The 21417-nt window shown below is 55.5% G+C and carries 20 protein-coding genes and 2 pseudogenes; 8 read left to right on the forward strand and 14 right to left on the reverse strand.

What is annotated here, in order from left to right; all coding sequences use genetic code 11:
* Positions 1-5 precede the first annotated feature (5 nt).
* Complete coding sequence (locus BSY18_RS17665; protein ID WP_083231543.1) at positions 6-1094, reverse strand: patatin-like phospholipase family protein; 1089 nt, start codon at positions 1092-1094, stop codon at positions 6-8.
* A 150-nt stretch (positions 1095-1244) separates the two neighbouring features.
* Between BSY18_RS17665 and BSY18_RS17670 the strand changes: the two genes are divergently transcribed.
* Positions 1245-2027, forward strand: coding sequence for a 3-hydroxybutyrate dehydrogenase (locus BSY18_RS17670; RefSeq protein ID WP_069051356.1), 783 nt, complete (start codon positions 1245-1247; stop codon positions 2025-2027).
* Between the two features lie 40 nt (positions 2028-2067).
* Here the strand turns inward: BSY18_RS17670 and BSY18_RS17675 are convergent.
* Positions 2068-2580: pseudogene (locus BSY18_RS17675) on the reverse strand (ATP-binding protein); the annotation flags it as partial.
* A gap of 43 nt (positions 2581-2623) precedes the next feature.
* Here BSY18_RS17675 and BSY18_RS17685 point away from each other — a divergent pair.
* Both BSY18_RS17685 and BSY18_RS17690 read left to right on the forward strand, forming a co-directional pair.
* Positions 2624-4219: a recombinase family protein gene (locus tag BSY18_RS17685; RefSeq protein WP_083231544.1), complete on the forward strand. Its 1596-nt coding sequence runs from the start codon at positions 2624-2626 to the stop codon at positions 4217-4219.
* 660 nt (positions 4220-4879) lie between these two features.
* Positions 4880-6247, forward strand: a complete 1368-nt coding sequence (locus BSY18_RS17690) for an exonuclease domain-containing protein (protein ID WP_069051360.1) — start codon at positions 4880-4882, stop codon at positions 6245-6247.
* A gap of 60 nt (positions 6248-6307) precedes the next feature.
* On the opposite strand, the gene BSY18_RS17695 is transcribed toward BSY18_RS17690, so the two are convergent.
* Positions 6308-6952, reverse strand: a complete 645-nt coding sequence (locus BSY18_RS17695; RefSeq protein ID WP_171900271.1) for a DNA-3-methyladenine glycosylase family protein — start codon at positions 6950-6952, stop codon at positions 6308-6310.
* A gap of 34 nt (positions 6953-6986) precedes the next feature.
* Between BSY18_RS17695 and BSY18_RS17700 the strand changes: the two genes are divergently transcribed.
* A complete protein-coding gene (locus BSY18_RS17700; RefSeq protein ID WP_150126321.1) occupies positions 6987-7934 on the forward strand; it encodes a hypothetical protein in 948 nt (315 codons plus the stop codon).
* On the opposite strand, the gene BSY18_RS20750 is transcribed toward BSY18_RS17700, so the two are convergent.
* The 6 genes from BSY18_RS20750 to BSY18_RS21085 form a co-directional block, all read right to left on the reverse strand.
* Complete coding sequence (locus BSY18_RS20750) at positions 7887-9236, reverse strand: site-specific DNA-methyltransferase (protein WP_083231545.1); 1350 nt, start codon at positions 9234-9236, stop codon at positions 7887-7889. The genes BSY18_RS17700 and BSY18_RS20750 overlap by 48 nt on opposite strands.
* Positions 9237-9321: 85 nt before the next feature.
* Positions 9322-9576: a hypothetical protein gene (locus tag BSY18_RS17710; protein ID WP_069051364.1), complete on the reverse strand. Its 255-nt coding sequence runs from the start codon at positions 9574-9576 to the stop codon at positions 9322-9324.
* A 151-nt stretch (positions 9577-9727) separates the two neighbouring features.
* Complete coding sequence (locus tag BSY18_RS17715; RefSeq protein ID WP_069051365.1) at positions 9728-9913, reverse strand: hypothetical protein; 186 nt, start codon at positions 9911-9913, stop codon at positions 9728-9730.
* Entirely contained in the window at positions 9913-10248 is a 336-nt protein-coding gene (locus tag BSY18_RS17720; RefSeq protein WP_069051366.1) for a DUF3768 domain-containing protein, read from the reverse strand. Before BSY18_RS17720 ends, BSY18_RS17715 begins: the two co-directional genes overlap by 1 nt.
* A 1-nt stretch (position 10249) precedes the next feature.
* Positions 10250-10708, reverse strand: coding sequence for a hypothetical protein (locus BSY18_RS17725; protein WP_069051367.1), 459 nt, complete (start codon positions 10706-10708; stop codon positions 10250-10252).
* Positions 10709-11043: 335 nt separating this feature from the next.
* Positions 11044-11514 carry a hypothetical protein gene (locus tag BSY18_RS21085; protein WP_150126322.1) on the reverse strand — a complete coding sequence of 157 codons (471 nt, stop codon included), beginning with the start codon at positions 11512-11514 and terminating at the stop codon, positions 11044-11046.
* Between the two features lie 122 nt (positions 11515-11636).
* On the opposite strand from BSY18_RS21085, the gene BSY18_RS21670 reads away from it, so the two are divergent.
* A complete protein-coding gene (locus BSY18_RS21670; protein ID WP_442856563.1) occupies positions 11637-11903 on the forward strand; it encodes a DUF6626 family protein in 267 nt (88 codons plus the stop codon).
* A 627-nt stretch (positions 11904-12530) separates the two neighbouring features.
* Positions 12531-13067: a recombinase family protein gene (locus BSY18_RS17730; protein WP_069051368.1), complete on the forward strand. Its 537-nt coding sequence runs from the start codon at positions 12531-12533 to the stop codon at positions 13065-13067.
* 110 nt (positions 13068-13177) lie between these two features.
* On the opposite strand, the gene BSY18_RS17735 is transcribed toward BSY18_RS17730, so the two are convergent.
* From BSY18_RS17735 to BSY18_RS17745, 3 genes are all read right to left on the reverse strand, one after another.
* Positions 13178-13498, reverse strand: coding sequence for a hypothetical protein (locus BSY18_RS17735; protein ID WP_069051369.1), 321 nt, complete (start codon positions 13496-13498; stop codon positions 13178-13180).
* A 404-nt stretch (positions 13499-13902) separates the two neighbouring features.
* Positions 13903-14622, reverse strand: coding sequence for a hypothetical protein (locus BSY18_RS17740; RefSeq protein ID WP_150126323.1), 720 nt, complete (start codon positions 14620-14622; stop codon positions 13903-13905).
* A 5-nt stretch (positions 14623-14627) separates the two neighbouring features.
* The gene (locus BSY18_RS17745; protein WP_150126324.1) at positions 14628-16133 is read right to left on the reverse strand and encodes a hypothetical protein; all 1506 of its coding nucleotides are present in this window, start codon (positions 16131-16133) and stop codon (positions 14628-14630) included.
* On the opposite strand from BSY18_RS17745, the gene BSY18_RS17750 reads away from it, so the two are divergent.
* On the forward strand, positions 16105-17580 hold the full coding sequence (locus tag BSY18_RS17750) for a hypothetical protein (protein WP_171900272.1): 1476 nt from the start codon (positions 16105-16107) through the stop codon (positions 17578-17580). The two genes, BSY18_RS17745 and BSY18_RS17750, sit on opposite strands and share 29 nt — an antisense overlap.
* 152 nt (positions 17581-17732) lie before the next feature.
* Here the strand turns inward: BSY18_RS17750 and BSY18_RS17755 are convergent, their stop codons facing one another.
* Entirely contained in the window at positions 17733-18764 is a 1032-nt protein-coding gene (locus BSY18_RS17755) for a PIN domain-containing protein (RefSeq protein ID WP_069051373.1), read from the reverse strand.
* Between the two features lie 389 nt (positions 18765-19153).
* Here BSY18_RS17755 and BSY18_RS17760 point away from each other — a divergent pair, with 389 nt between their 5' ends.
* The gene (locus tag BSY18_RS17760) at positions 19154-20044 is read left to right on the forward strand and encodes a hypothetical protein (protein WP_083231547.1); all 891 of its coding nucleotides are present in this window, start codon (positions 19154-19156) and stop codon (positions 20042-20044) included.
* Positions 20045-20329: 285 nt separating this feature from the next.
* Here the strand turns inward: BSY18_RS17760 and BSY18_RS17765 are convergent.
* Positions 20330-21349 (reverse strand): annotated as a pseudogene (locus tag BSY18_RS17765) (YifB family Mg chelatase-like AAA ATPase); the annotation flags it as partial.
* Positions 21350-21417 lie beyond the last annotated feature (68 nt).

Here is a 21417-nt window from a genome sequence, read left to right on the forward strand (position 1 = left end):
AAGGATCAGAGAAAAAAGGATTTGATGTCCGTCGACGATGTCACCCCGACATCGTCGAAATGATTGTCCAGCCACTGGGTGGCGCATTCGCGGCCGACATCGCGCAGCTTCTTCATGAAGCCCCAGTCGGGGTTGAGCTTGCTGGTGACGCCCAGGCTCTCCATGAACACCTCGTCCTGGATCGAGTGGATCAGCATCCGCCGGTGCCTGTCGTCGTTGAGCTGGCCGTCGTCGATCAGATGCGTGACGAAGGCGATCGCGCGCATCTCGCGCATCAGGCTGGAATTGAAGCTGATCTCGTTGATCCGGTTGAGGATGTCCTTGGCGGTCTTGGGGATTTCCTCGCGGTTGAGCGGGTTGATGTGGACGATCACGACATCGTTGGTCTCGCTGCCATAGATCAGCGGGAAGATTGCCGGATTGCCCATGTATCCGCCGTCCCAATATGCCTCGCCATCGATCTCGATGGTCTGGAACATGAACGGCAGGCAGCCCGATGCCAGCACCTGATCGGGGCCGATCTCGTGGTTCTCGAACATGCGGACCTTGCCGGTGCGCACATTGGTGGCCGACAGGAAAAGCTTGATCGGGCAACCCTCGCGCAGCACGCCAAAATCGATGCTGGACTCCAGCACCTGGCGTAGCGGATTGAAGTTGAATGGGTTGAGCTCATAAGGCGACATCACCCGCGAGAGGATGTCCATCATCAGGAAGGCGGGGCTGAAATCAAGGCTGTGGTTGCCCATCGCCTTGTCGATCCACGAAGGCTGCAGCGGCCCCTTGGCGCCTTCGTCGCTGATTTTCTTCCAGAATTTCTCGAGCTCTTCGCGCGCCCCGTCGGCCCCGCCGATGGTAAGGCCATAGCCCAGCACCGTGGCGTTCATCGCGCCCGCGCTGGTCGCGCTCACCGCATCGAATTTCAGCCGGCCATCCTCGAGCAGCCGGTCGAGCACGCCCCAGGCAAAGGCCCCGTGCGCACCGCCGCCCTGCAACGCCAGATTGACCGGTTTGCTGTTAGCGGCTGCAACATATTTGACATTTTCGGATTTCGCATCCGCAGCATTGGCCGCAGACGACGGGCTAGCCTTGGCCATCGCATTTCCCCCAGAAACTGATGCGAAACCCGTCTTTTTCCGTTGGAACGTAGGGGTAACTCACGTTAGACGAGTCGGCAAGAGTGATTCGCTGCACCTGCGAACAAAGCTCCGGGCCGCGTTGTGCAACTGCTCTGAAGGGGATCTGAAATGCTTAAGGGACTGAATGCCATCGTCACCGGCTCGACCAGCGGAATCGGGCTGGGCATTGCCAATGTTTTGGCGTCCAAGGGCGCCAATCTGGTCATCACCGGTTTCGGCGATGCCGATGCGATCGAGAAGGAACGCGCAGGCCTGGCCGCCAAATACGGCGTCGAGGTCGTCTACAGCAACGCCGACATGTCCAAGCCCGACGATGTCAAGGCGATGGTCGAACTGTGCGTCGAAAAGCTCGGCTCGGTCGACATCCTCGTCAACAACGCCGGCATCCAGCACACCGACGCGGTCGAGGACTTTCCGGCGGACAAGTGGCACCAAGTGATCGCGATCAACCTGTCGGGCATCTTCTTCGCCATCCAGGCAGCGTTGCCGCACATGAAGGCCAAGGGCTTCGGCAGGATCATCAACATCGGATCGGTCCACGGCCTGATCGCCAGCAAGCACAAGGCGGCGTACGTCGCCGCCAAGCACGGCGTGGTCGGCCTGAGCAAGGTCGTTGCGCTCGAGAACGCCGGCACCGGTATCACGTCGAACACCATTTGCCCCGGCTGGGTCCACACGCCTTTGGTGCAGAAGCAGATCGAGGCGATGGCCGCCGATCAGGGCATCAGCGTGGAAGCAGCAACCGAAAAGCTGCTGATCGAAAAGCAGCCCAGCAAGCAGTTCGCCACTCCCGAACAGATGGGCGAACTCGCCGCGTTCCTGTCGAGCGAGGCCGCCGCGCAAATCACCGGCACCGCAATCCCCGTGGATGGCGGCTGGACCGCGCAGTAACATGCGATGACGGCGGCGGGGCCGGGGGGCTCCGCTGCTGTTACCCCACCGGCGCCCGTCTGCGGTAGCTCAGTGCCTCTGCGACATGCACCCGGCCCACTGTCTGTGCGCCGCTCAGATCCGCGATCGTGCGGGCGACCCTCAAAACTCGTGTATAGCCGCGCGCAGATAGACGCATCGCCTCTGCCGCTCTTGCCAGCAGCTGCCTTGCCGGCTCATCCGGCGTGGCAAAGCGTTCCAGTGCTTCGCCGTCGATCTCGGCGTTGGTGCGGGCCTTGATGTCGGCGTAGCGCGCGGTCTGGAGGGCGCGGGCGGCGGCGACTCTGGCGGCGACCTCGGCCGAGCCTTCGGCGGGCGGGGGCAGTGTTAGGTCGGCGGCGGTGACGGCTTCGACCTCGACATGCAGGTCGATGCGGTCGAGCAATGGTCCCGATACCTTGGCCTGATAATCCGCCGCGCATCTGGGCGCGCGCGAGCAGCCGAGCGCGGGATCGCCCAGATGCCCGCAGCGGCACGGGTTCATCGCCGCGATCATCTGCACGCAGGATGCTAGGTAAGTAAACTGAAATGCAACGCTTGGGTGTTAACGGGTTTTGATGTCACAGTTTGCAATCATTTACGCCCGATTTTCAACATCAGAGCAGAGGGGCTTCTCGTTAGAACGGCAGCGAAAACTTGGCACCGATTTCGCAACCGAACACGGCTGGACCGTCGAGAAGACGATCATAGATGAAGGGCGATCCGCCTTTCATGGCGCAAATAGATACGAGGGCGCATCTCTTCACGAGTTTGAGATCGAAGCCAGAAATGGGCTGCATACCGGCAAGGTACTGGTCGTGGAGAACATCGACCGACTGAGCCGTCAGGGTGCAAAGGCCGCCGCTCAACTGATCTGGGGCCTCAACGAAAACGGGGTCGATGTTGCCACGTATCACGATGCGCATATCTATCGAGCTGCTGCATCTGGGGAGATGCTAGACATCTTCAAGCTCGTGATTATCGCGCAGCAGGCGCACGAGGAAAGCAGTAAAAAGAGTAAGCGGACCACTGCCACCTGGCAGAAACGCATGGACGCAATCAGCCAAGGCGCGAAAAATATTCCCGTGCCGAACATGCCGCTCTGGGTCGACCGCATTGGCGGAAAGATGGTGCTGAACGAGCAACGCGCTAAAGTTCTGAACGAGATTTATGACCTCTACATCGACGGGGTTGGCATTCACAAAATTGTGACAATTCTACATGCCCGCGACGAGCCAAGCTGGACGCCGCCCGAGCAGCGGAGAGGGAACAACGGTTGGTTCTATAGCTACATCTACCGTCTCCTCACCAAACGGACCGTGCTAGGCGAATACGTGACGAACAAAGGCGAAATCCTGGCTGTCGATTTTTTCCCCCAAGCAATTACCACGGAGAAGTGGAACCGCGCACAGGCCGCGCTGGCGATGCGAAAGGGCAACCAGACTACCACGAAAGCAAATTATAACCGTAACCTGCTCCAAGGCATCATCGTGTGCGGAGAGTGCGGCGGTGGTGCCCATTTTCGTCATCAAATCGACAAGGGGCAAACATACACCAAAAAGAACGGTGAGGTTATGACCTACAAACGGAATGATCACCGTCGCCTTCGTTGCGACAGAGCCCGCCGCAAACACAATTGCAGCAATGGCACAATCCTGAGCTACGATGTGGTCGAGGCAACGGTGCTGAATGAGTTATTGCCGCAATTGGTGGCAAAGCGCACCGAGGCTGCCGCAGTGGCGACGTTACGGGAACAGCTAGCAGAAATTGTGAGGCTCAGGGACGCGGATCAAAATCGGTTGGACAACCTGATCGGGGTGCTTGAGGAGGGTGGCCCGAAAGCAATCGTCCAGCGCGTGGCAGCACTTCAACAGCAGATCGAAGACCGGAGCAAATCTATCGATTTGGCGCAGAAGGCGCTAGGTATCGAGATGTCCAAACCTTCCACAGAAAGCGATGCCGCTTCTCTCAGGGCGCTTGAGGCAGACCTAGATAGCGAGCTTGATGAGGTTCGCACCTATGCAAGGGGCCGCGCCAACATGAGCCTTAGGCGGCTTCTCAAGCGCATAGTGATTATGCCAACGGATTGCTTCAGGATTGAGCCCGACGATTTCTCTTGGTGGCTTTTCGATGCCAAAGGCACCATGATCGAGGGATCATATGTGCTAGAGTAAATTGCAATGCACCCCCTCGCTTCCCATGGGCCTTTGTCGAGATTTCACCTCAACGCCCCAGCCAGTTGCCAAGATCTTGAACGAGAGCACAAAGGGTAAGGAGGATCGTTAGCCCCACGGGGGTAGCAACGATCAATATCTCGATGCGAGAAATCGGCTTCTCGTCAGGGGGTGGCCAGTTTGGCATAAAGAACCCTTCTCTTTTCCAGCATCGGTGTTCGACTTTATAACCCTGTGTGTTTGTCTGTGGCAGGCATGTAGTGCCCCGCGAGGGTCATAGCAGCGCAAAATGATCTGGGCAGCACAGCGACTATGCCTCAATCCATATTGACGTCTGTGGCCCCTTAGCGGGGCTGCCGAAGCATCGGCCTGAACCGAAAGCCTTTTGTTGACAGCCACCACCATCGGCGCTTGATCGAACAGCCTCAATTAAGGAGGCAGACCAGTGCGACAGATGTACCGAGATAGAAATGGGTTGTTGTTGGGTTGGTCCGACCGCGCCGGGGGCAGGATCACAGGCCGCAATCGAAACGGCAGGCTGGTCGGCTGGTACGAAATTGCACGGGACGAAACACGCGACCGCGACGGCAGGTTCGTCGGCCATGGCGATTTATTGGCGGCACTGATAGCGTCAGCCGATCAGGGTTAGCGGGACCATATATGGGGTTTGTTTTCTACGACACGGAAACGACCGGCACGAGCACCAGCTTCGATCAGATCCTGCAATTCGCGGCTATCCACACCGACGTTGACCTGAACGAAATCGACCGCTTCGAAATCCGATGCCGCCTGATGCCACATATCGTGCCGTCGCCCGGCGCTTTATGCGTAACACGGATCAGCATTGAGCAGATCACCGACCCGACCCTTCCTAGCCATTACGAAATGATCTGCGCCATTCGAGCAAAGCTCGCGGCTTGGTCGCCGTCCATCTTCACCGGCTGGAATACCCTCAGCTTTGATGAGCACCTGCTGCGGCAGGCGCTGTACCAGTCACTGCACTCCCCCTATCTAACCAACACGGCAGGCAACTGCCGGATCGATATATTGAAGATAGCACAGGCTGCGTCAGTTCTGATGCCGGGCGCTATCATCGTGCCAACTGGTGAAAACGGCAAGCCAACGTTCAGGCTTGACCGGCTAGCACCGGCAAACGGCTTTGCGCACGCGAATGCCCATGACGCATTGGCCGATGTCGAGGCCACGATCCATGTGGCCCGCCTCATCCGTGACAACGCGCCAGCATTATGGGCAGACGCTATTCAGTTTTCGGACAAAGCAGCTTTGGCAGCGTTTTTGGATGCCGAGCCGTGCTTCGTTCTCACGGAAAGCTATTACAATCGTCCGTACCAATTTGCGCTCGCCAAAATTGGGCATGACCCCGGCAATGCTGGCAGCGTGCTTGCCTTGAGCCTGACTATCGACATGGACCAGCTTCGCGCCATGACGGATGAAGAGTTGGCCGCACGGCTGGCCCGCTCGCCTAAGCCTGTCAGGCGCATTCGCACAAATGCTGCCCCGGCCCTGCAACCCTTAACCGAATATGATCACTTCGACGATGTTGCTGCTGGCGACCTGCTGGAGCGCGCATATCGGCTACAAGCCGACACGGAATTCTGTGCGCGGTTAATCCGCCTGTGTGCCAAGCAGGACTGGCCATCGTCGGAGTTCGTGGAAGAGCAAATCTATTCTGGGTTCGTAAACCGCGCTGATGAAAACCGCATGGCTGCGTTCCACCAAACAGCATGGGAAGATCGACCAGCGATTGTTGACGGGTTCGACGATGGCCGACTGATCGTGCTCGGTCGTCGTCTGATATTTGAACATCGGCCTGACCTGCTGTCGGACAGCCTTCGCAGCAACATGGCCGCCAAGATTGCGCGGCGTATGACCGGCACTGGATATGAAAGGACGGGTTGGACGACGATTGCCGACGCCCAAGCTGAAGCAGTGGCACGCTTGGATAAACGAAACCCTGAGGAGACTGCCATTCTTTCCGCATTTTTACAGCACTTTAAAATTCAGTGACCTGTGGCGGAATGAAGCACAGCATGCATTGATTTTTCTGGCCAAACTATGCGCAAGAAGTCAGGTCAGCTCATCATTGCTGAGCAATCGAGCGTCTAATGCGTTCCAGAGCGTTAGGGCGAGATAGCTGCGGTAGGGCGCGGCAGCGCAAGGTTGAAACGCTCCATTATCGTAGAATTTCATTTCGACTAAACGCAACGCCCGTAAAAGGCTGCCATCAGAGAGTGGAAAAACATCCGGGTGCCCAAACTGAAATATCCCGAGCATCGCGGCTGACCAATCTCCAAGGCCCCAGATAGATCGAACCGACGCATGCAGCTGCGTGTAGCTCAGTGACCGCCACGTTTCGAGATAATGCACGTCATCGCCAACGATTTGCGCGATCAGCTCAATAGTCTTTGCTTTACGCGCACTCAATCCGGCGGCACGCAATTCGTCAAACGGCAAATCATGCACACCAACGCCGATCTCGGTGGCTGTGGTTATAAGTCGTTCCCAGATCGTCCTGGCCGCTGCTACCGAAAGCATTTGACCCACCACGATCTTCACCAGCGAGGTTGATACGGGCAATGGCGTGGGATCAGGAAGAGCAATTTCACCAGTGGCGTCGAAAAGCCAGTTCAGTGTCGGATAAACATCGCGAAGGTGGCGATAAGCAGCCTTTAGATTGTTGTTCCTTGACACAGCTGGCGAGGGGTTGGACATCACCGAGACATCACAAAAGAGAGCGCGCGTAGCAATGACAAAATTTCTCAGTTCGATTGAGGTCCCCAGCTCGATCATCACACCCATTGATAGCGCGATCCGCTTCCCCGAGATATTGAAGCAGAGCTATAGCCGCTACGAAGGCGACATCGCCCTTTTCCACGATCTCATAAAATCCTCCGCTAGTAGCGCAGAGCTACTGGACCGCATCCGGTCATCCAAAATACAAAAAGATACCCGCATGTCTCTGCTGAAAATGTTTAGGCGGTGCGTGGCCCCGGTCATCGACACTGAAATGAGCAAAAAGATCACGAAAGTTACGACGGAGGAATTGGTCAACAGCTACGGCGCAACGTTTAAGCCGATTGAGAAATTACAGGAGCAATTTGCGGCCTTGCGACCGGGGGATTTTGAGACCCTTGCCGCGCTGGTCGGCGAATATGACACGCGCGGGCAGTCGGGCTATGCGTTGACAGAGCAGTTCTTTGATTGGTTTGAAACGCAATTTCCGGACGTGCTCACTATCGAAGGACCCCGTCGGGCGGGTCGTGACGTTGAACTCAGCAGCATTTTCACTGATTTTGTTGGCGGCTATCCCTGTGACTTCGTGATCCGGACCGTCGGCAAAAAGCCAAAAGTCTTAGCGGTCGGATTTGCTCGGTACGATGCAACGCGAGGCGGTGCGCAATCTGATGACCGTACTGGTGGCAACAGATACAAGGTCGAAAAAGCACGGCAGTATTGTGCAGAGACGGGAAGATCATTCCGGGTGATTTTTCTTGCTGATGGTCCTGGCTTAGCCCACCGCGACACATGGCAGGAGGCTTGTGAAATCGATGGCGAATGGGATGGTAATGTTCGGGTAGCGAGCCTTAAGCTCGCCCCCACGCGTATTACGCTCGACTGGCTGATCGGAGACAAAGATGCAGACCTTTCAGAGGTCAGCGAGGTCATCAATCTCCTTGCGAAAGCTGCTGAGTAGCTCGCTGTCGACCAAAAATGCAAATTTGCGCTCATGCTCCAAATTGCTGGGGTGCGGGGATAGGCTGGGAAGGTCAGAAAAAAGGCTGAGCGTGCCTCCACTGCTCAGCGCCGACCTATCCACGTAATCCCCCATGGGCTTGACGCCAAATCGGAGCCTGTTCAAGGTTGCGCTGGCGGCAGTGAAGCTTTCGTCCATACCAATGAATTTACGACCAAGGTCATCAGCGGCAGCAAGTGTGGTCCCTGACCCGCAAAAGGGATCAACGACGAGGTCCCCCGGATCGCTGCTTGCACCCACGATCATGCGCAACATGTCTATGTTCTTTTCTGTTGGATAGCCGGTAATTCCGATGCTTTGGTGATGCGCGTCACGAAAGCAATCCCACTGGTCAGTGTACGGCACCATTTTGTCATCGGTCAAATAGACCTTACGACGCGGATTTCCGGTTTTACTCCAATGAATTAAGCCCTGTTGATCCAGCTCGTCAAGTTTCGACGGTGCGTACTGCCAGTGCTTACCGGGTGGCGGGTTCTTCCCGTTCCAAGGCAGGCCTGTTTCACCATTTCTGGTTCCCGGCGCATGAATAGGAACCAGCTTATAGCGCCCCTTGGCATCGACTTTTGTGTATTCTTTGTTTACCCACTCCTCCGTGGGTTTCTGCCCAGGCTGGTTCCAGAGGTAATCATCGGTCTTTGAATAGAATAACACATAGTCGTGGATATTTGAGTAGCTATTTGATGTGAAATTTTTTGAACTGCACTTCCGTCGCGAAATGATATTCCTAAAATTTTTAGCACCAAAAATCTCATCCATGACCACTTTCAGATGAGCCAGCATCTGATGGCCAATATGGATATAAATCGATCCGTCATCTGCCAAGCATTCGCGTATCAGAATGATACGGCGACGCATAAACTCAACATACGCAGCTGTTGAGCGATTATCTTTGTAAGCATGCTGAAGACTACGCGAATGAAAACCCATACCCGTATTGTAGGGCGGATCGAGGTAAAATAGACGAGCTTTTTGGCCAGATTGAGCAAGGGCACTCAATCCAGCAAGATTGTCGCAGAGCGCAAAAGCGTTTGCTGCAAGCGTGGTATCTCTCCATCCCGAAGCTTCGCGTACCGAAAAATCCACTGGGATTGCTTGCAGCGCTTCAGCTTGAGTAATGCGGTTGTCGTATGCCAAAAAGGGCTCAGCCTGCCCGCTTGGAAGAGGGTGGGGATCACGATGCGGAACGTGCGCAGTGATAGCGTCCTGGCTTTTTTGCTCGCGTCCCGTAATGCCTGTTGCCACGCGTTATTCTCCGTTTTTTTGGTAACCAAATTTTTCGATGTTGTATGAGAACGATGCGGGAACGTAAAGGCGTAAGGAAGTCAATCTAGCCACAAATTTCGTCAATCTTGACGATATAGACGAGGGTGTCGCTTGGCCCTTTTTCAGGATGGATCACCAATTCTGGGATCATCCCGGCTTCGACTACCCTACGGAATTTGCGCGAAAAAGAATTGGCATCAGGCATGGAGCGCCACTCGTCGCCGCAGATTTCTGAAAGCTTGTATGAACCGGGTGCGAGCTGCCTCACAGTTTGCGCGAGCTTTTCGACACGGGCCGCATCAACGTCAGATAGATACATGGTGCCTGATCAGTTGGAAATGAGGGATCGAACAATAGGTGCGGATGGAACGCAACCCGATACATTCATAAGCCACCGACTTGCTATCTGCCACACCAAAGAATTTTGAGGTAACACAAGATCATGCGTGGTGGTATCCGACAAGCACCGATCAGTTGATCGCCTCGCCCGTGGGCACGCCACCTGCTGCACGTCGGTCAGCGACGTCACTGGTCCGCGGCCAAGCGCCCTCGCAGCGTCGAACTACGATATGGGCTTCAGCAAGGCCAAGTTTGATGAGCATCTGGAGCTGGCGGTAGTGAAAATCCCCAATGTCGCTGACTTCAAATTTTCGCATCAATATTCCTCCGCGAGCATAATCGTTATTACCCGCCTGGTCGTCGCCGGATCGGTGGGGTCGAGATCAGCGCAGCCGTCATCGTTGGGGTAGTAGTCGATCTTCCAGATAATCCGATAACCAGGCACCACGACCACCGCGCAATCGTGCTCGCCGTGGGGGTCATTATCCGTATTGAAATTAGAAAACTGGCGTACTGCCCTGATGATGGCATCCCGCAGATCAACAGGCAGTGCAGCGATACCGGCGGACATGAATATCGAGCCACCCTCTCCGCCCGTTCGCAATCGATCATTGAGGCGGGCAATTTCTGCCCGCCTCAGGACCTCCGACATGTCAGGCCGCTGCCTTCTTGGCGTGGGGTTTGAAGTTCGCCTTTCGCTCCGCGATGGCCGCCGTTAGCTGCGGGTCAAGTTCACCTGCGTGGATCGCCTCGATGATCGACCCGATGATCACCGGCACCTCCTTGATGTCCTGCACGGACACAGCGTTCATTCCTTTCGCCAGTTCCAGCGGCTTGCTGCCATAGCGCAGCTGAAAGAACATCTTGCCAGAGGCATCGGTGAACCAGCCCTTCCGGACCTGACGCGCGGTTTCGACGCGGACCTTTTCACCGGCCTCGTTGGTGCGCGTGACCTTCTTGGTTGCCTGAAATGGCGTTCCTGCGATTTCCGCCTCCGCCAAGGCCTGCTGTTCAGCGAGGTAACGCAGCAGCTTTGTGCGGAAGGAATGCTCCGAGGTCTCGGGCTTGGTGGGGGTGGCAGCGGTCAGCTTGAGGGACTTGAGGATCGACATATCATCTCCTTGGCTTGTTGTGGACAAGGCGAGCGATAACGTCGTTTTTCGTGAGAGCGACCGAAGATTGGCGGCTTTCACCAGAAAATTAGTAGAAAATAATTCACCCGCCATAAGGACGGTTTAGGTCGATCTAGCCGGTAATTTACCCTTGTCGGAATTAAATTTATGTCGTTCTATATGTCTGTGAAGCTCTGGTTGTTGTGTCTGTTTCGTTCTCTGGCTTGTCTCGTTTATCCATAAGTTTTAACTGCGGACTTAGTCTCCCAAGCCCGCCATAAATCCAAACAGTGAACGTCAGGGACCGTAGCGTCGCAAACGGTTTGAGCGATCACCTATGCAGCTTGAAATGCGGAGCAACGCTGACGCGGTAAAAGGATCTGCTCGCTAGTGTCTGGTCGAATTTCCTTGGTTATGTAGTCAGCCAAGCCTTCGACATAAGGGATTTGCTGAATATCAAGATTGCCCGCTGCTGCGAGTTCCCCCCATATCTTTGGAGCCTTCAAAACAAACGTGTTGTCACCGCCCGTGGGCAGATGGAAAACCGCATGAATGTGTAGGTTTTCTGTCGGCTTTTCGATAAATGCAATATACTGACTACGGGCTTCTGTCTTCTGAAGCCATTTCGGGCCAAGGATGGTCCGGTCAATGCGCTGGTGGAATTCTTCCAATCTGTCTCGTGATGATTGGATGCTAATTGGGCTGTTGAACACAAACGTCACGAAAAGGGATGGCTGAAATTCCCCTATCCAGCGGATGAGGGCATCTCGATATTCACCACGCGGAATATCTGTCGTATAAATCATTTTGTCTCCATCGTCCGGTTTGCCCGGCTCTCTCGTTAGTGGCCTCGTATTTTCCTATTTATCCGAAGCAATCGATCTGAGGATAAATACGAGCGTTCCCGCACGCAATGGAGATGGTTGGTATGCTACTCGATGAAGTTTTTCTATTCCTTCACAATACAGGAAGAGCGCCCAACCACGCAATATTCTCGACCGAGTATCTCGGTCACAGCGCCAGATATTACGACTACTTGCGCTGTTCAGATGCCCAGCCCAGCTTACGCTCATTGGTCAGAGCGGCATTGCGATTGACCGATATTTCTGAAGAGGCCGGAGCAGGCTGCATTGCCGATCAAGCGGCAACACTTGCTAGACGGGTTATCACGGCAGCGTTTAGGCGCTGCCTGTGACGCCCGGCAAAAACTTTGGGGACCAAATTTCTTGCTGGGCGTGAGCTCACGCTAAGAAAGTAATTCTTTCGCCTACTTCCTCAATCGATAAGTCGGTATCTTTCATTTAGCCATCGTTGTTAAATCCGACAATGAAAACTTTGCCGACTATGGGCTGGCGGTGGCCCCATTGAAAGCCCTTGAGATTGGGCTTTAGCAAGCCCTCTTCATCCATACACAGCAACTCGATTTCTCCGTCCTTTCGCTTAAATCGGACTGTCTGGAACCATTTTACCGGAGAGCTGGGCGTCGAAAGCGTCTGGTAGATGAAGGTTAGAAAGTCTCCTCTACCCCGCTCAGTAGGTGAGTTTCGTGAATATAGCGGAGGGATGGGTCGATAACGATTATTCTGGTCATGTGCGTTCCTGCTTTACGTTGACCTCAATGCGAGGTTGCTTGCGCTATTATTTTTGTAAAGCCGCGCGATGTTCCGCGTCATTATTCCTATGTGGCTTTACCGTGATAAAATTCACTTATGGGTTTACCGTAGCAAGACGCCCTAGGGTAAAGCGCAGAGCGTCGCATAAGGCTTGCTCTTTGCTTCGTACGACACAATCGCACTGTGGTCTAAGACCTGAGGAGACTGCAATGCTTGTCGGTTATGCCCGCGTATCCACGGAGGACCAGAGCCTCGATGTCCAGCTTGACGCATTGAAGGCGGCGGGATGCGAGAAGGTGTTCAGCGAGAAGCTGTCAGGCACAACGATGCGCCGTCCACAACTTGTGCAGGCGCTGGAGTTCTGCCGGGAGGGCGATGTGTTGCTAGTAACGCGGCTCGACCGCTTTGCCCGCTCCAGCGTCGATCTGCACATCATGGTCGAGCAGTTGATGAAGAAGTGCGTCGGCTTCCGGTGCGTCGAGCAAGGCGGCATCGACACGACTACGATCCACGGCGAACTCATGCTTGGCGTTCTGGGTGCCGTGGCGCAGTTCGAGACGAAACTGCGCTCAGAGCGTCAGCGAGAGGGCATCGAACAGGCCAAGCGTAAGGGCGTCTATAAGGGTCGTAGGGCTACGATAGATCCCGTGGCGGTGCGCCGGCTGCTCGATGAAGGGAAGAAGCCCGTAGAGGTAGCCCGTGAACTCGGGTGCAACAGGGCGTCGGTCTATCGGCTAGCTGGATGAGGTTTCAATCTGCAGGGAGTACATACCCCAACCCGTTACCGATCCCATAGTGGATCAGCACAGATATTTCTCCACCTTAGAAAGCCACTGCGCCCGCCCAGATTTTTTCTTTAGTCTTTAAGAAAAGCCGATCCGCCCCAAGTCAGCTTAAACAGTATGGCATCAGCCCCATTCTCAAATTGCGCAATGGCTGTCTGATGAACTTCTTCAGAGTAATAACCGAAAATATCCAATTGGCGTTCCCGGTCATACCATTTTTCGTATCGGCCTTTCCGCAAGAATGGTTCTTCCCGGAAACCGATACTGTCCTCGTACTTCATCTTAATAAGCCAATCGCCCTTCATCTTTGTGTCGAGAAACTGGCGCAACTCGCGCTTGCGGCTTCGGTCGCATTTGAACAGGACTTCATTGGCTAGGGTATCGTCACGCATGCCCAACCCCTATGCAACCTCGCCTTACCATTGCATTAATGACCAATGATATTTTTGACTTTTAGAGAACAGTTCAAGCGGCAAGCAATGGAAAGCACTCTGCCGATTGTGCAGTTCAAGGGCCTTTTATCCGGTCTGACCGCCACTTCGACACGGCTGAATGCGCGCTCAAAGACATCGCGGATATGGTCGTATGCCCGATCAGGTATACTTCTACCAGCCGCTACTCGCAGCGGCATGATCAACCAGCGGCAGTCCACTTATCCGAACCGCGAGCCTGTTAAGACAAACCGAGCCACCTTTATTGTGCGTCAAATTAACGTAAGCAGGACCAGTGTTTACCGCATTCTTAGATCGGCCATATCCTCATGCTCATCGGGCAAACTCTGCAAGGTTGCTGATCATTATTCTTTTGCAGGTGTGTTGGCGCTTTCCCAATCCCGAGCAAGTTTGGGCGCCACGGCAAACAAGATCATCTCGCCATCATCGGGAAGGCCGTTGCCGACCGCGTGGATCAACGCTTCCATGTAGCAGCGATAGGCAACCCGGGACTTTATTCGATGTTCCAACTTAGGCTTGATGTTGGCAAATGGCCGCTGAACACGCTTTAGCGTAGCGTTCTGAGTGGACAGGAGCGGAAACCATACACCTACATGCCCAAGCCTTTGCACCTGTAGCGCATTGAGCGAAAAGGCTACCCGTGCGTCGTAGATCGCATAAGCCGCCGGATTGCGGATCGACAATACCTTTGACCATGACGCCACACCGGCAAGTTTCCCGTCGGCCAATTCCTCATCCGGAGCGTTCGCGTAGTGGCTAATTTTCTCGCCCGAGTTTTTCCTGATACCGCCAAAATCGACTATGTATTGGCGTGCAATAGCCTCCTTGCTGGCGAGGCACCCCCGTTCGCTAGCGGCAAGCCATTTGAGGTTATAGTGCTTTCGCAGGGCTACATTTTTCTGAGCCTGTGTGCCGCCCCCCCATTCAAAATCATCGGGCGTGAAAATTTTATAGTCATATATTTCGTCGATCTTTGGCCTCATATCATCGACAAAGGTTTTCAGCGCGGTGAGGAATGTGCCCCATCCAGGGGGCAATTCGTTCGTTGAAGGCGAATGCTTCATGGTGATCAAACTTTCGAGGGAATGGGCAACGCCACATTTGTCTGTGTGGTATGTCCGTTTGCCGTTTTCACGAGCGGCATCACAATGTTGATCCGATCCTTTCCTGCCATATGGTCGATCAACATGGCACAATTGTCTTCTTCAGGTGTGCTAACCAGCCAGCCGGTGAGGTCGGATTGAATTTCATCAGCAACATCACACAGGCCGACGAGCATGTCACAACCGAACAGACGATCATCACCAAACTTTGGATCGATGCTCAATCCGAAAATATCGTGACTGGCACCGCCTGCCGCATATGGTTGGTAGCGGAGATGCTGCCCCGTCCAATCAAGCGTAAGGACGCCGCGATAAGCCTTGCCCTTGGCATTGCGCCGACACTGCCCCAGAAATCCAACTGCGCCGTCAAACTCTACGATGAAAGGAGCAATCTGCCTAAAGTCAGCCCTACGCTGGAAATAAAATTTGCCTTTTGGAACGGCAGGTAGGCTGTCTAGCAAATCGATATCTGCCACTGTCGCTTCATCATGGACCAAGACGGAGCCATCAAACTTCCAACTACCGCTAATTGCGAACGCCTCACAAAAGCGGGCAGCCTCAGATTGTCCAAATGCCAATATGCCATCGATTGGCACCCAATCGATCATATCTCCCAGCAAGATTTCGCCAAGCGCGCCCTCATATGCGGTCGAAATAGCCTGAACCATCACAGCACTGCCACCATACTCGTTGGCTTTCCGCGATAGGGTGATGAGCCTATCGATATTTGATTTGCCAGCAGGAACGATAGTGGTGAGCAGGCGGATCGCGCGGCAAAGGGCGAATAGCGGCTTTTCTGCCTCGACCGCCTTTTTTGCTTCTACCTTGGCGAGTTTCTGGAACAGGTCCTCAAGCTTCGCCTGATCGCGTTCGGTGTATTGAACGATGTGAGCCTTGCCTGTGTTGTCAACATGCAGAAGCGCATGCACAAAACCTTCTGGAGCGTCGCCCCTGCCTAAGTCGAATTGCTCGCTCAGGCGTTGAGCTTTGACCGCCTGCACAGCCGCGTCGAGCTTTGCCTGCTGAACGTGCTTATGTGGCTTTGGGAAAAAGTTGGCAGCGTCTTTATACAACCCATCAATGCCGCCAGATGCACGCAACCAATCACCCAATGACAGGGTCTTGTCCCGTGCGAATTCTGCATAGCGCAAAACAGCAGCGTATTGGCTACGGGAGGTTTCACTGATCCCTTCACCGCTGAAAGCCAGTTTGACGAACGGCTGAAACGGATTGTCGCGAGCCACCTTGCCCCATTTCCCAGCCTGCGCCTCGACAAATTCACGACGATAAGCTTCGGTTTCAAGCTCCGTCACGAAATCGAATAAAGCAGCTAGGGCAGCGTAAAGCGCATCTTTCGCGTTGACATCGCGCCTTTCGAAATCGTGGGCCAGCAACTTTATCTGCCTGAATTTTTCGATGTTCGAATGTTCGACCGTCTCACTGTTGCTGATGGCGGCGGCGGCTGATGACATGCTGAACTCCAGGCTAAAGGTTTGGAAATCTTTAGGCCCCAAAGATTTCGAGAAAGTAACCGGCGCGCTCACCATGCGCCGCAGCACGCGAGCTTCAATGACCTTATCCTACGAAAATAGCTTCGAAAATTGCGCCATTTATCTGCCCGCGCTCAGTTTCGGCTATGCCCGGTTCGCCCATAATGGCGCATTCCGTCGACCGCTGCCGTTCGCCGCGCAGGATCTCAATTTCCTCGATCCCCAGAGCAATCTTTTCCATTATCCATGGGCGCTTTTCAGCGCCGGTCAGGCTGCCAAATCTATCCATGAAAATGATCCGCCCACGATGGTGAGCATGCGCGACCGGAGCCGCTCAATCGTCGTTGGGGATAGCGGAGGCTATCAGGTTCAGACCGGCAAAATAGTGTATCGGGGCCCTGAAACTGTCCGGCGTATGATGCGATGGATGGAGGCCAACACCGATTTCTCGATGGTGCTGGATTTTCCGACTGGCGGCATCAAGAGCGGCCAAATCGCCACGCATACTGCGCGGCTCCGCAAAGAGGGCCACGGTCCCCTTATCGATCACGGCGCGGCCAGCAACAGACAGGCGGAGGACTTCAATGCGGCACTCGTCCAGACATCGCTTAACAACCAACAATTTGTTGTCGAGCGCACACCTGGCGCAACTGAATTCCTCAACGTCCTCCAAGGACGAACCGAGGCGGAGAGCAAGGCATGGTATGAGCATGTGAAGCATTATGCGTTTGAGGGCTGGTCCTTTGCTGCTGGCCATCGCGAGGATTTCAGCTTGCTTCTGCAAAGACTGATCGATCTACGCGACGATGGGCTGTTGGAAAATGCCCGGTGGGTTCATATCCTTGGCAAGTCCGAACTCGATCTGGCCTGCCTCTACACGGTTGTACAGCGCGCCGTGCGCCGTCATATCCATCCGGCCCTGCAATTCAGTTTCGACAGCGCCAGCCATGCGCTGATGTCTGCCAACTACCAAGTCTATGGCGGCGCGTTCCTCGACCCAAAAGGTTGGTCGATGGGCGGCACCGGCCTCGGCGACGCATCGCTTGTCGGAAATCAGCAAGGTTTAGCCGATTATCTCGGTTCAGGTGTTTTGACCCTGCCCCGCACGAGAGAGCCTGAATTTGGCTATCGGCCTCGCTTTCATCCCGCCGACACTGCCGTTTCGCAGCAGATCACAGTTGGCCACATCTGCATCGATGCGAACAAGAAGAACCCTTGGGACACGGCTAGTTTCGACCTGATTGCAAACCACAATATCGAAGCATTGATCCAGGGTATGAAGCTCGCTCACCAGACATTTTTCCACCCTAGCGATGAACTGAAAATTCCACCGCGCGCGCGCATCGTGCGCGACATTATCAACATGGTTTTCACATCGGATCAGCCCGATAACCTGATCCGGGAGTGTCGGCACGCTCTAACGCACTAAAGGTCCGGAGAATGGCTGTGGTGATAGCCGTCAACAATCGAACGGCGTGAGATGTATCGACGGCGATGACCCGGGCGTCCTGCTCTTTGTCGTACCCAAGTTGGTCACGATGGCAGCACGGGAGACGATTGCATAAATAGTCTGACACGCTCCTAGGTATCGAGAAAGTCCCATTCGCTACCAGTTACCCAGCGCAATGCGCTCAGCTTGCCGTTGAGCATTCCCCACTCGAAATCGTCCCAAGGTCCAAGGTTTTCTTCGCCAACCTCATTCCTCGTTCGCTCTCCGGCAGCCAAGGCTGCCTCCAAAGTGCCACGCGTGATCTGGTCCTGACGGTAATGGCCCTTCTCGGTCTTGCCTAACTCGTCCACGATCTCGATCTCGCCACACTCGACGCGAAACATGAGATTGAGATGGCGGTTGTACCAGACTTGACGGAAAAGTAGGTGCTCTGCCTCCAATATCTCGCTCAAACTGCGTGGGTTCTCCTCAAACTCAAACTCCCACTTCAGTTCTTCCATCCATGCGGGAGCGTAAGCGTTCAGCACCTCCCCGAGAGCGAGAGCATATGTGGAGCCCTCTGTCGCAAATAGCTCGGCGATATCGGGATGCGGCGCTCGCTCATTGGCTTTCATGTTCGAGAAGTCGTGCTTGTTGTGGGTCACGAAGGCGAGGTGCTCTTCGTCGTCCCTACCAGCCAGCATATCGCGGTAGATTTCCACCAAAACCGCATCCGCCATGCTGTTCTTGTTTTTGTGAAACGGGCAGAGTTTATCGATTGCGCGCTGCGCGGCCCTGATTATCACGTTGTCCGAAGTCTGAACGATCGCCCCGTCGGTCAGCAGCTTCTCAATGCGATCGATGTTGAAATTTGCATATTGGCCTTGTTTGCCAATGCGATAATCCATGTCGCCCAACTGCTTGAGTAAGGTGTCACGGCCTTCCTCTCCACCATGTTCACGAATGGCATCACTGACCCGCTTAAAGACGGCGCTAATACCTTGGCTGGTCTCCTGGACGATGCGCCCCTTGTTCCGCTCGAATTCGTCAAGCGTCTGTTGAGGCACGACTAGTTCGACCTCACCATCGCTGATCAAGTCGATGAGCACGTCCAGTGTTTTGAGGTGACGATAGTCCTTGGCGATGTCGAGCCAGACGCATGTATCGATCAGAATTCTCAGCATGACGCCTCCCAAACTGGCTGTCATTGTAGGCGCAACAATTGGAGCGAAGAACAGGATTTCGGGCTGGCCGAAAAAATCTTACGACGCAGGCTTCTAGGATGGGCAAAATATCGGTCGCGGCCTTCCCAGCGATCCCTTCCCAAGAGATTATGTAGGCCGCGCCGGCCCGAGGCTGTTGGGCTATAATCCATCAAACGGTTCGGTTGGCGTTGCACGATCGAACGGCGGCTGTGCACTCCTCCTGGAAAATTCCTGCCATTCAGAAATCGACCCCATTTCTGTCATCCCAGCACGTTGTATAGAAACCTAAAAGCAGCCATTCAGATCGCCTCTGCCTCGAGGTCGCGCAGCGGCAGAATGAGGCACGCAAAAACCTTCTGGGGCGCTACATGGCTGAGGCACTGAAATCGGAAGACATCGGCATGAAGCGAGGCCGAGTGCTCGCCCAGCTCACGCCTGCGCGGCAACTGGATATCATCGCTGAAGGGCTGCCGATCCTACTAAAGAGTGCTGACGAACTTATGGCTGCTGCTGAGGCACTCGACGATCATTCGAGGGCAGCAGCAATCCTCATAGGGCAGGCGACTGAAGAGTTGTCGAAGATCCTGATCCTTGTGGACATCGTGCGTTGCCCTCCGAAGCTCCGAGGCGGGCTAGTCGGACAGATGTTTAAGTGGTTCTACGACCATCTACCGCGTCTGCTCTATGCCGAGGCCCAGGGCTGGGAACCGATGACGGTGGGGCAGCTCCAGGAATATCTCGACAACAGCCGACGCTCGCATGACATTGATGGCTTTGGCGGCGAATTTATCATGCCGAACTCCACACTGTTTGCTCGTGAAAACCGGCTCTACGCCGACATCATCACCCATGAAGATGGCGAGCCAATGTGGAGCGAGCCGTCGGACTGGCTGCCAGCGAGGTTCGGGGGCCGACGTACCTCAATCTGGTATGTGGCAAAGGCCCTGAGCGACATAGGCGCCTTCAGCCGGGCGGGGCTGGACATCGTCTCTCAGGTCTGGAGCGCGGTCGATTTCATAGGTGAGATCGAATGCTACTCTCTTCCTCGCAGCCTGACGCAGCAGATGTTGGAACGACTGCACGCGGCGGGTTTGATTTCGCAAAACGCCGAACAGAGCCAGCTACAATACCTGTATAATCAATGGCAGGTGCCTATGTATCGCCTCGATTTCAAGCCGATCCAGGTGCCTCTGGAGGATCTTCGAGCAGCGCAGGAGGCAGCGTTGCGGAGCGAGATTGGAGACTATGGGGATTACTAGCGGACCATTGGGCGGCTCTGGTACCATCCACAGACATGTTCAACTTTCTTCGAAACCCCTCCAGAAGCAGCCAGTCCGCTTTGCACTTAGCCGCAGTCATAAGCATAATGCGCGCTATCCCGAAAACCGGCATGACGGCTCCTAGCGGAACCAGACGTTCGATCTTGGCCCTGTGAATGGCTGGGTCTCGGTCTGAAGCGGACCGGCACTTTCTTCACGCGATAAGGGACCTATCCCTTGAAATCTGCAACTTGTTGCTGGCTGAATTTAGTATACGTGCGTTGCAAGCTTGACCCGCGCCGGGAAGGTGACATGCGCATTGGCGCGCGCAACGCTGACCTCGCCGGTCTCGAGCGGCTGGCGCAGTGAATCGAGCACAGTGCGCTGGAATTCGGGCAGCTCGTCGAGGAACAGCACGCCCAGATGCGCCATGCTGACCTCGCCCGGGCGCACTTTCAATCCGCCGCCGACGAGCGCGGCCATCGAGGCGCTGTGATGGGGTGCGCGGAACGGACGCGCGCGGCTGATCCGGCCATCGGTGAGCGTGCCCGCGACGCTCGCCACCATCGAGACTTCGAGCGCCTCCTCCGGCGTCAGTGGCGGCAGGATGCCGGGAAGGCACGAAGCTATCAGCGACTTGCCCGCGCCCGGCGGCCCGGTCATCACCATGTTGTGCCCCCCGGCAGCCGCGATCTCGAGCGCACGCTTGGCGGTCTCCTGGCCCTTGACCTGCTTGAGATCGGCGCCGCGCACCGGCTCCTCGGCGATGCCGGGCCGGGGCGGGCTCAATCGTCCATTGCCCTTCAGATGGTTGAGCAAAGTGAGCAGATCGGGTGCGGCAATGACATCGATGCCGCCCGCCCAGGCGGCCTCCGCCCCCTGCGCAGCCGGGCAGATCAGCCCTCTTCCGGTCGCTGACGCATGCAAGGCTGCGAGCAACACGCCGGGCGAGGCGGCGATCCGCCCGTCGAGCGCGAGTTCGCCCACCGCGACATATTCGCTCGCCAGTTCGGCATCGATGATCCCCATCGCCGCGAGCAGCGCCAGCGCGATCGGCAGGTCGTAATGCGAACCTTCCTTGGGAAGATCAGCCGGCGAGAGGTTGACGGTGATGCGCTTGGGCGGAAGCGACAGACCCAGCGAGGCGATCGCCGCGCGCACCCGTTCGCGGCTTTCGCCCACCGCCTTGTCGGGCAGGCCGACCACAGCGATGCCCTTTTGCACGCCGGGCGAAATCTGCACCTGCGCCTCGACGCTGCGCGCCTCGAGCCCCAGATACGCAACGGTCTGGACGATGGCGACCATCCCTGCCCCCTGTTTGTTCCGCGCAGAGACTGACGCGTCCGCCGCGATGAGTCGAGGGCAATTCGCGA

Source organism: Blastomonas sp. RAC04, from assembly GCF_001713435.1.
In the GTDB taxonomy this organism is placed as follows: Bacteria; Pseudomonadota; Alphaproteobacteria; order Sphingomonadales; family Sphingomonadaceae; genus Blastomonas; species Blastomonas fulva.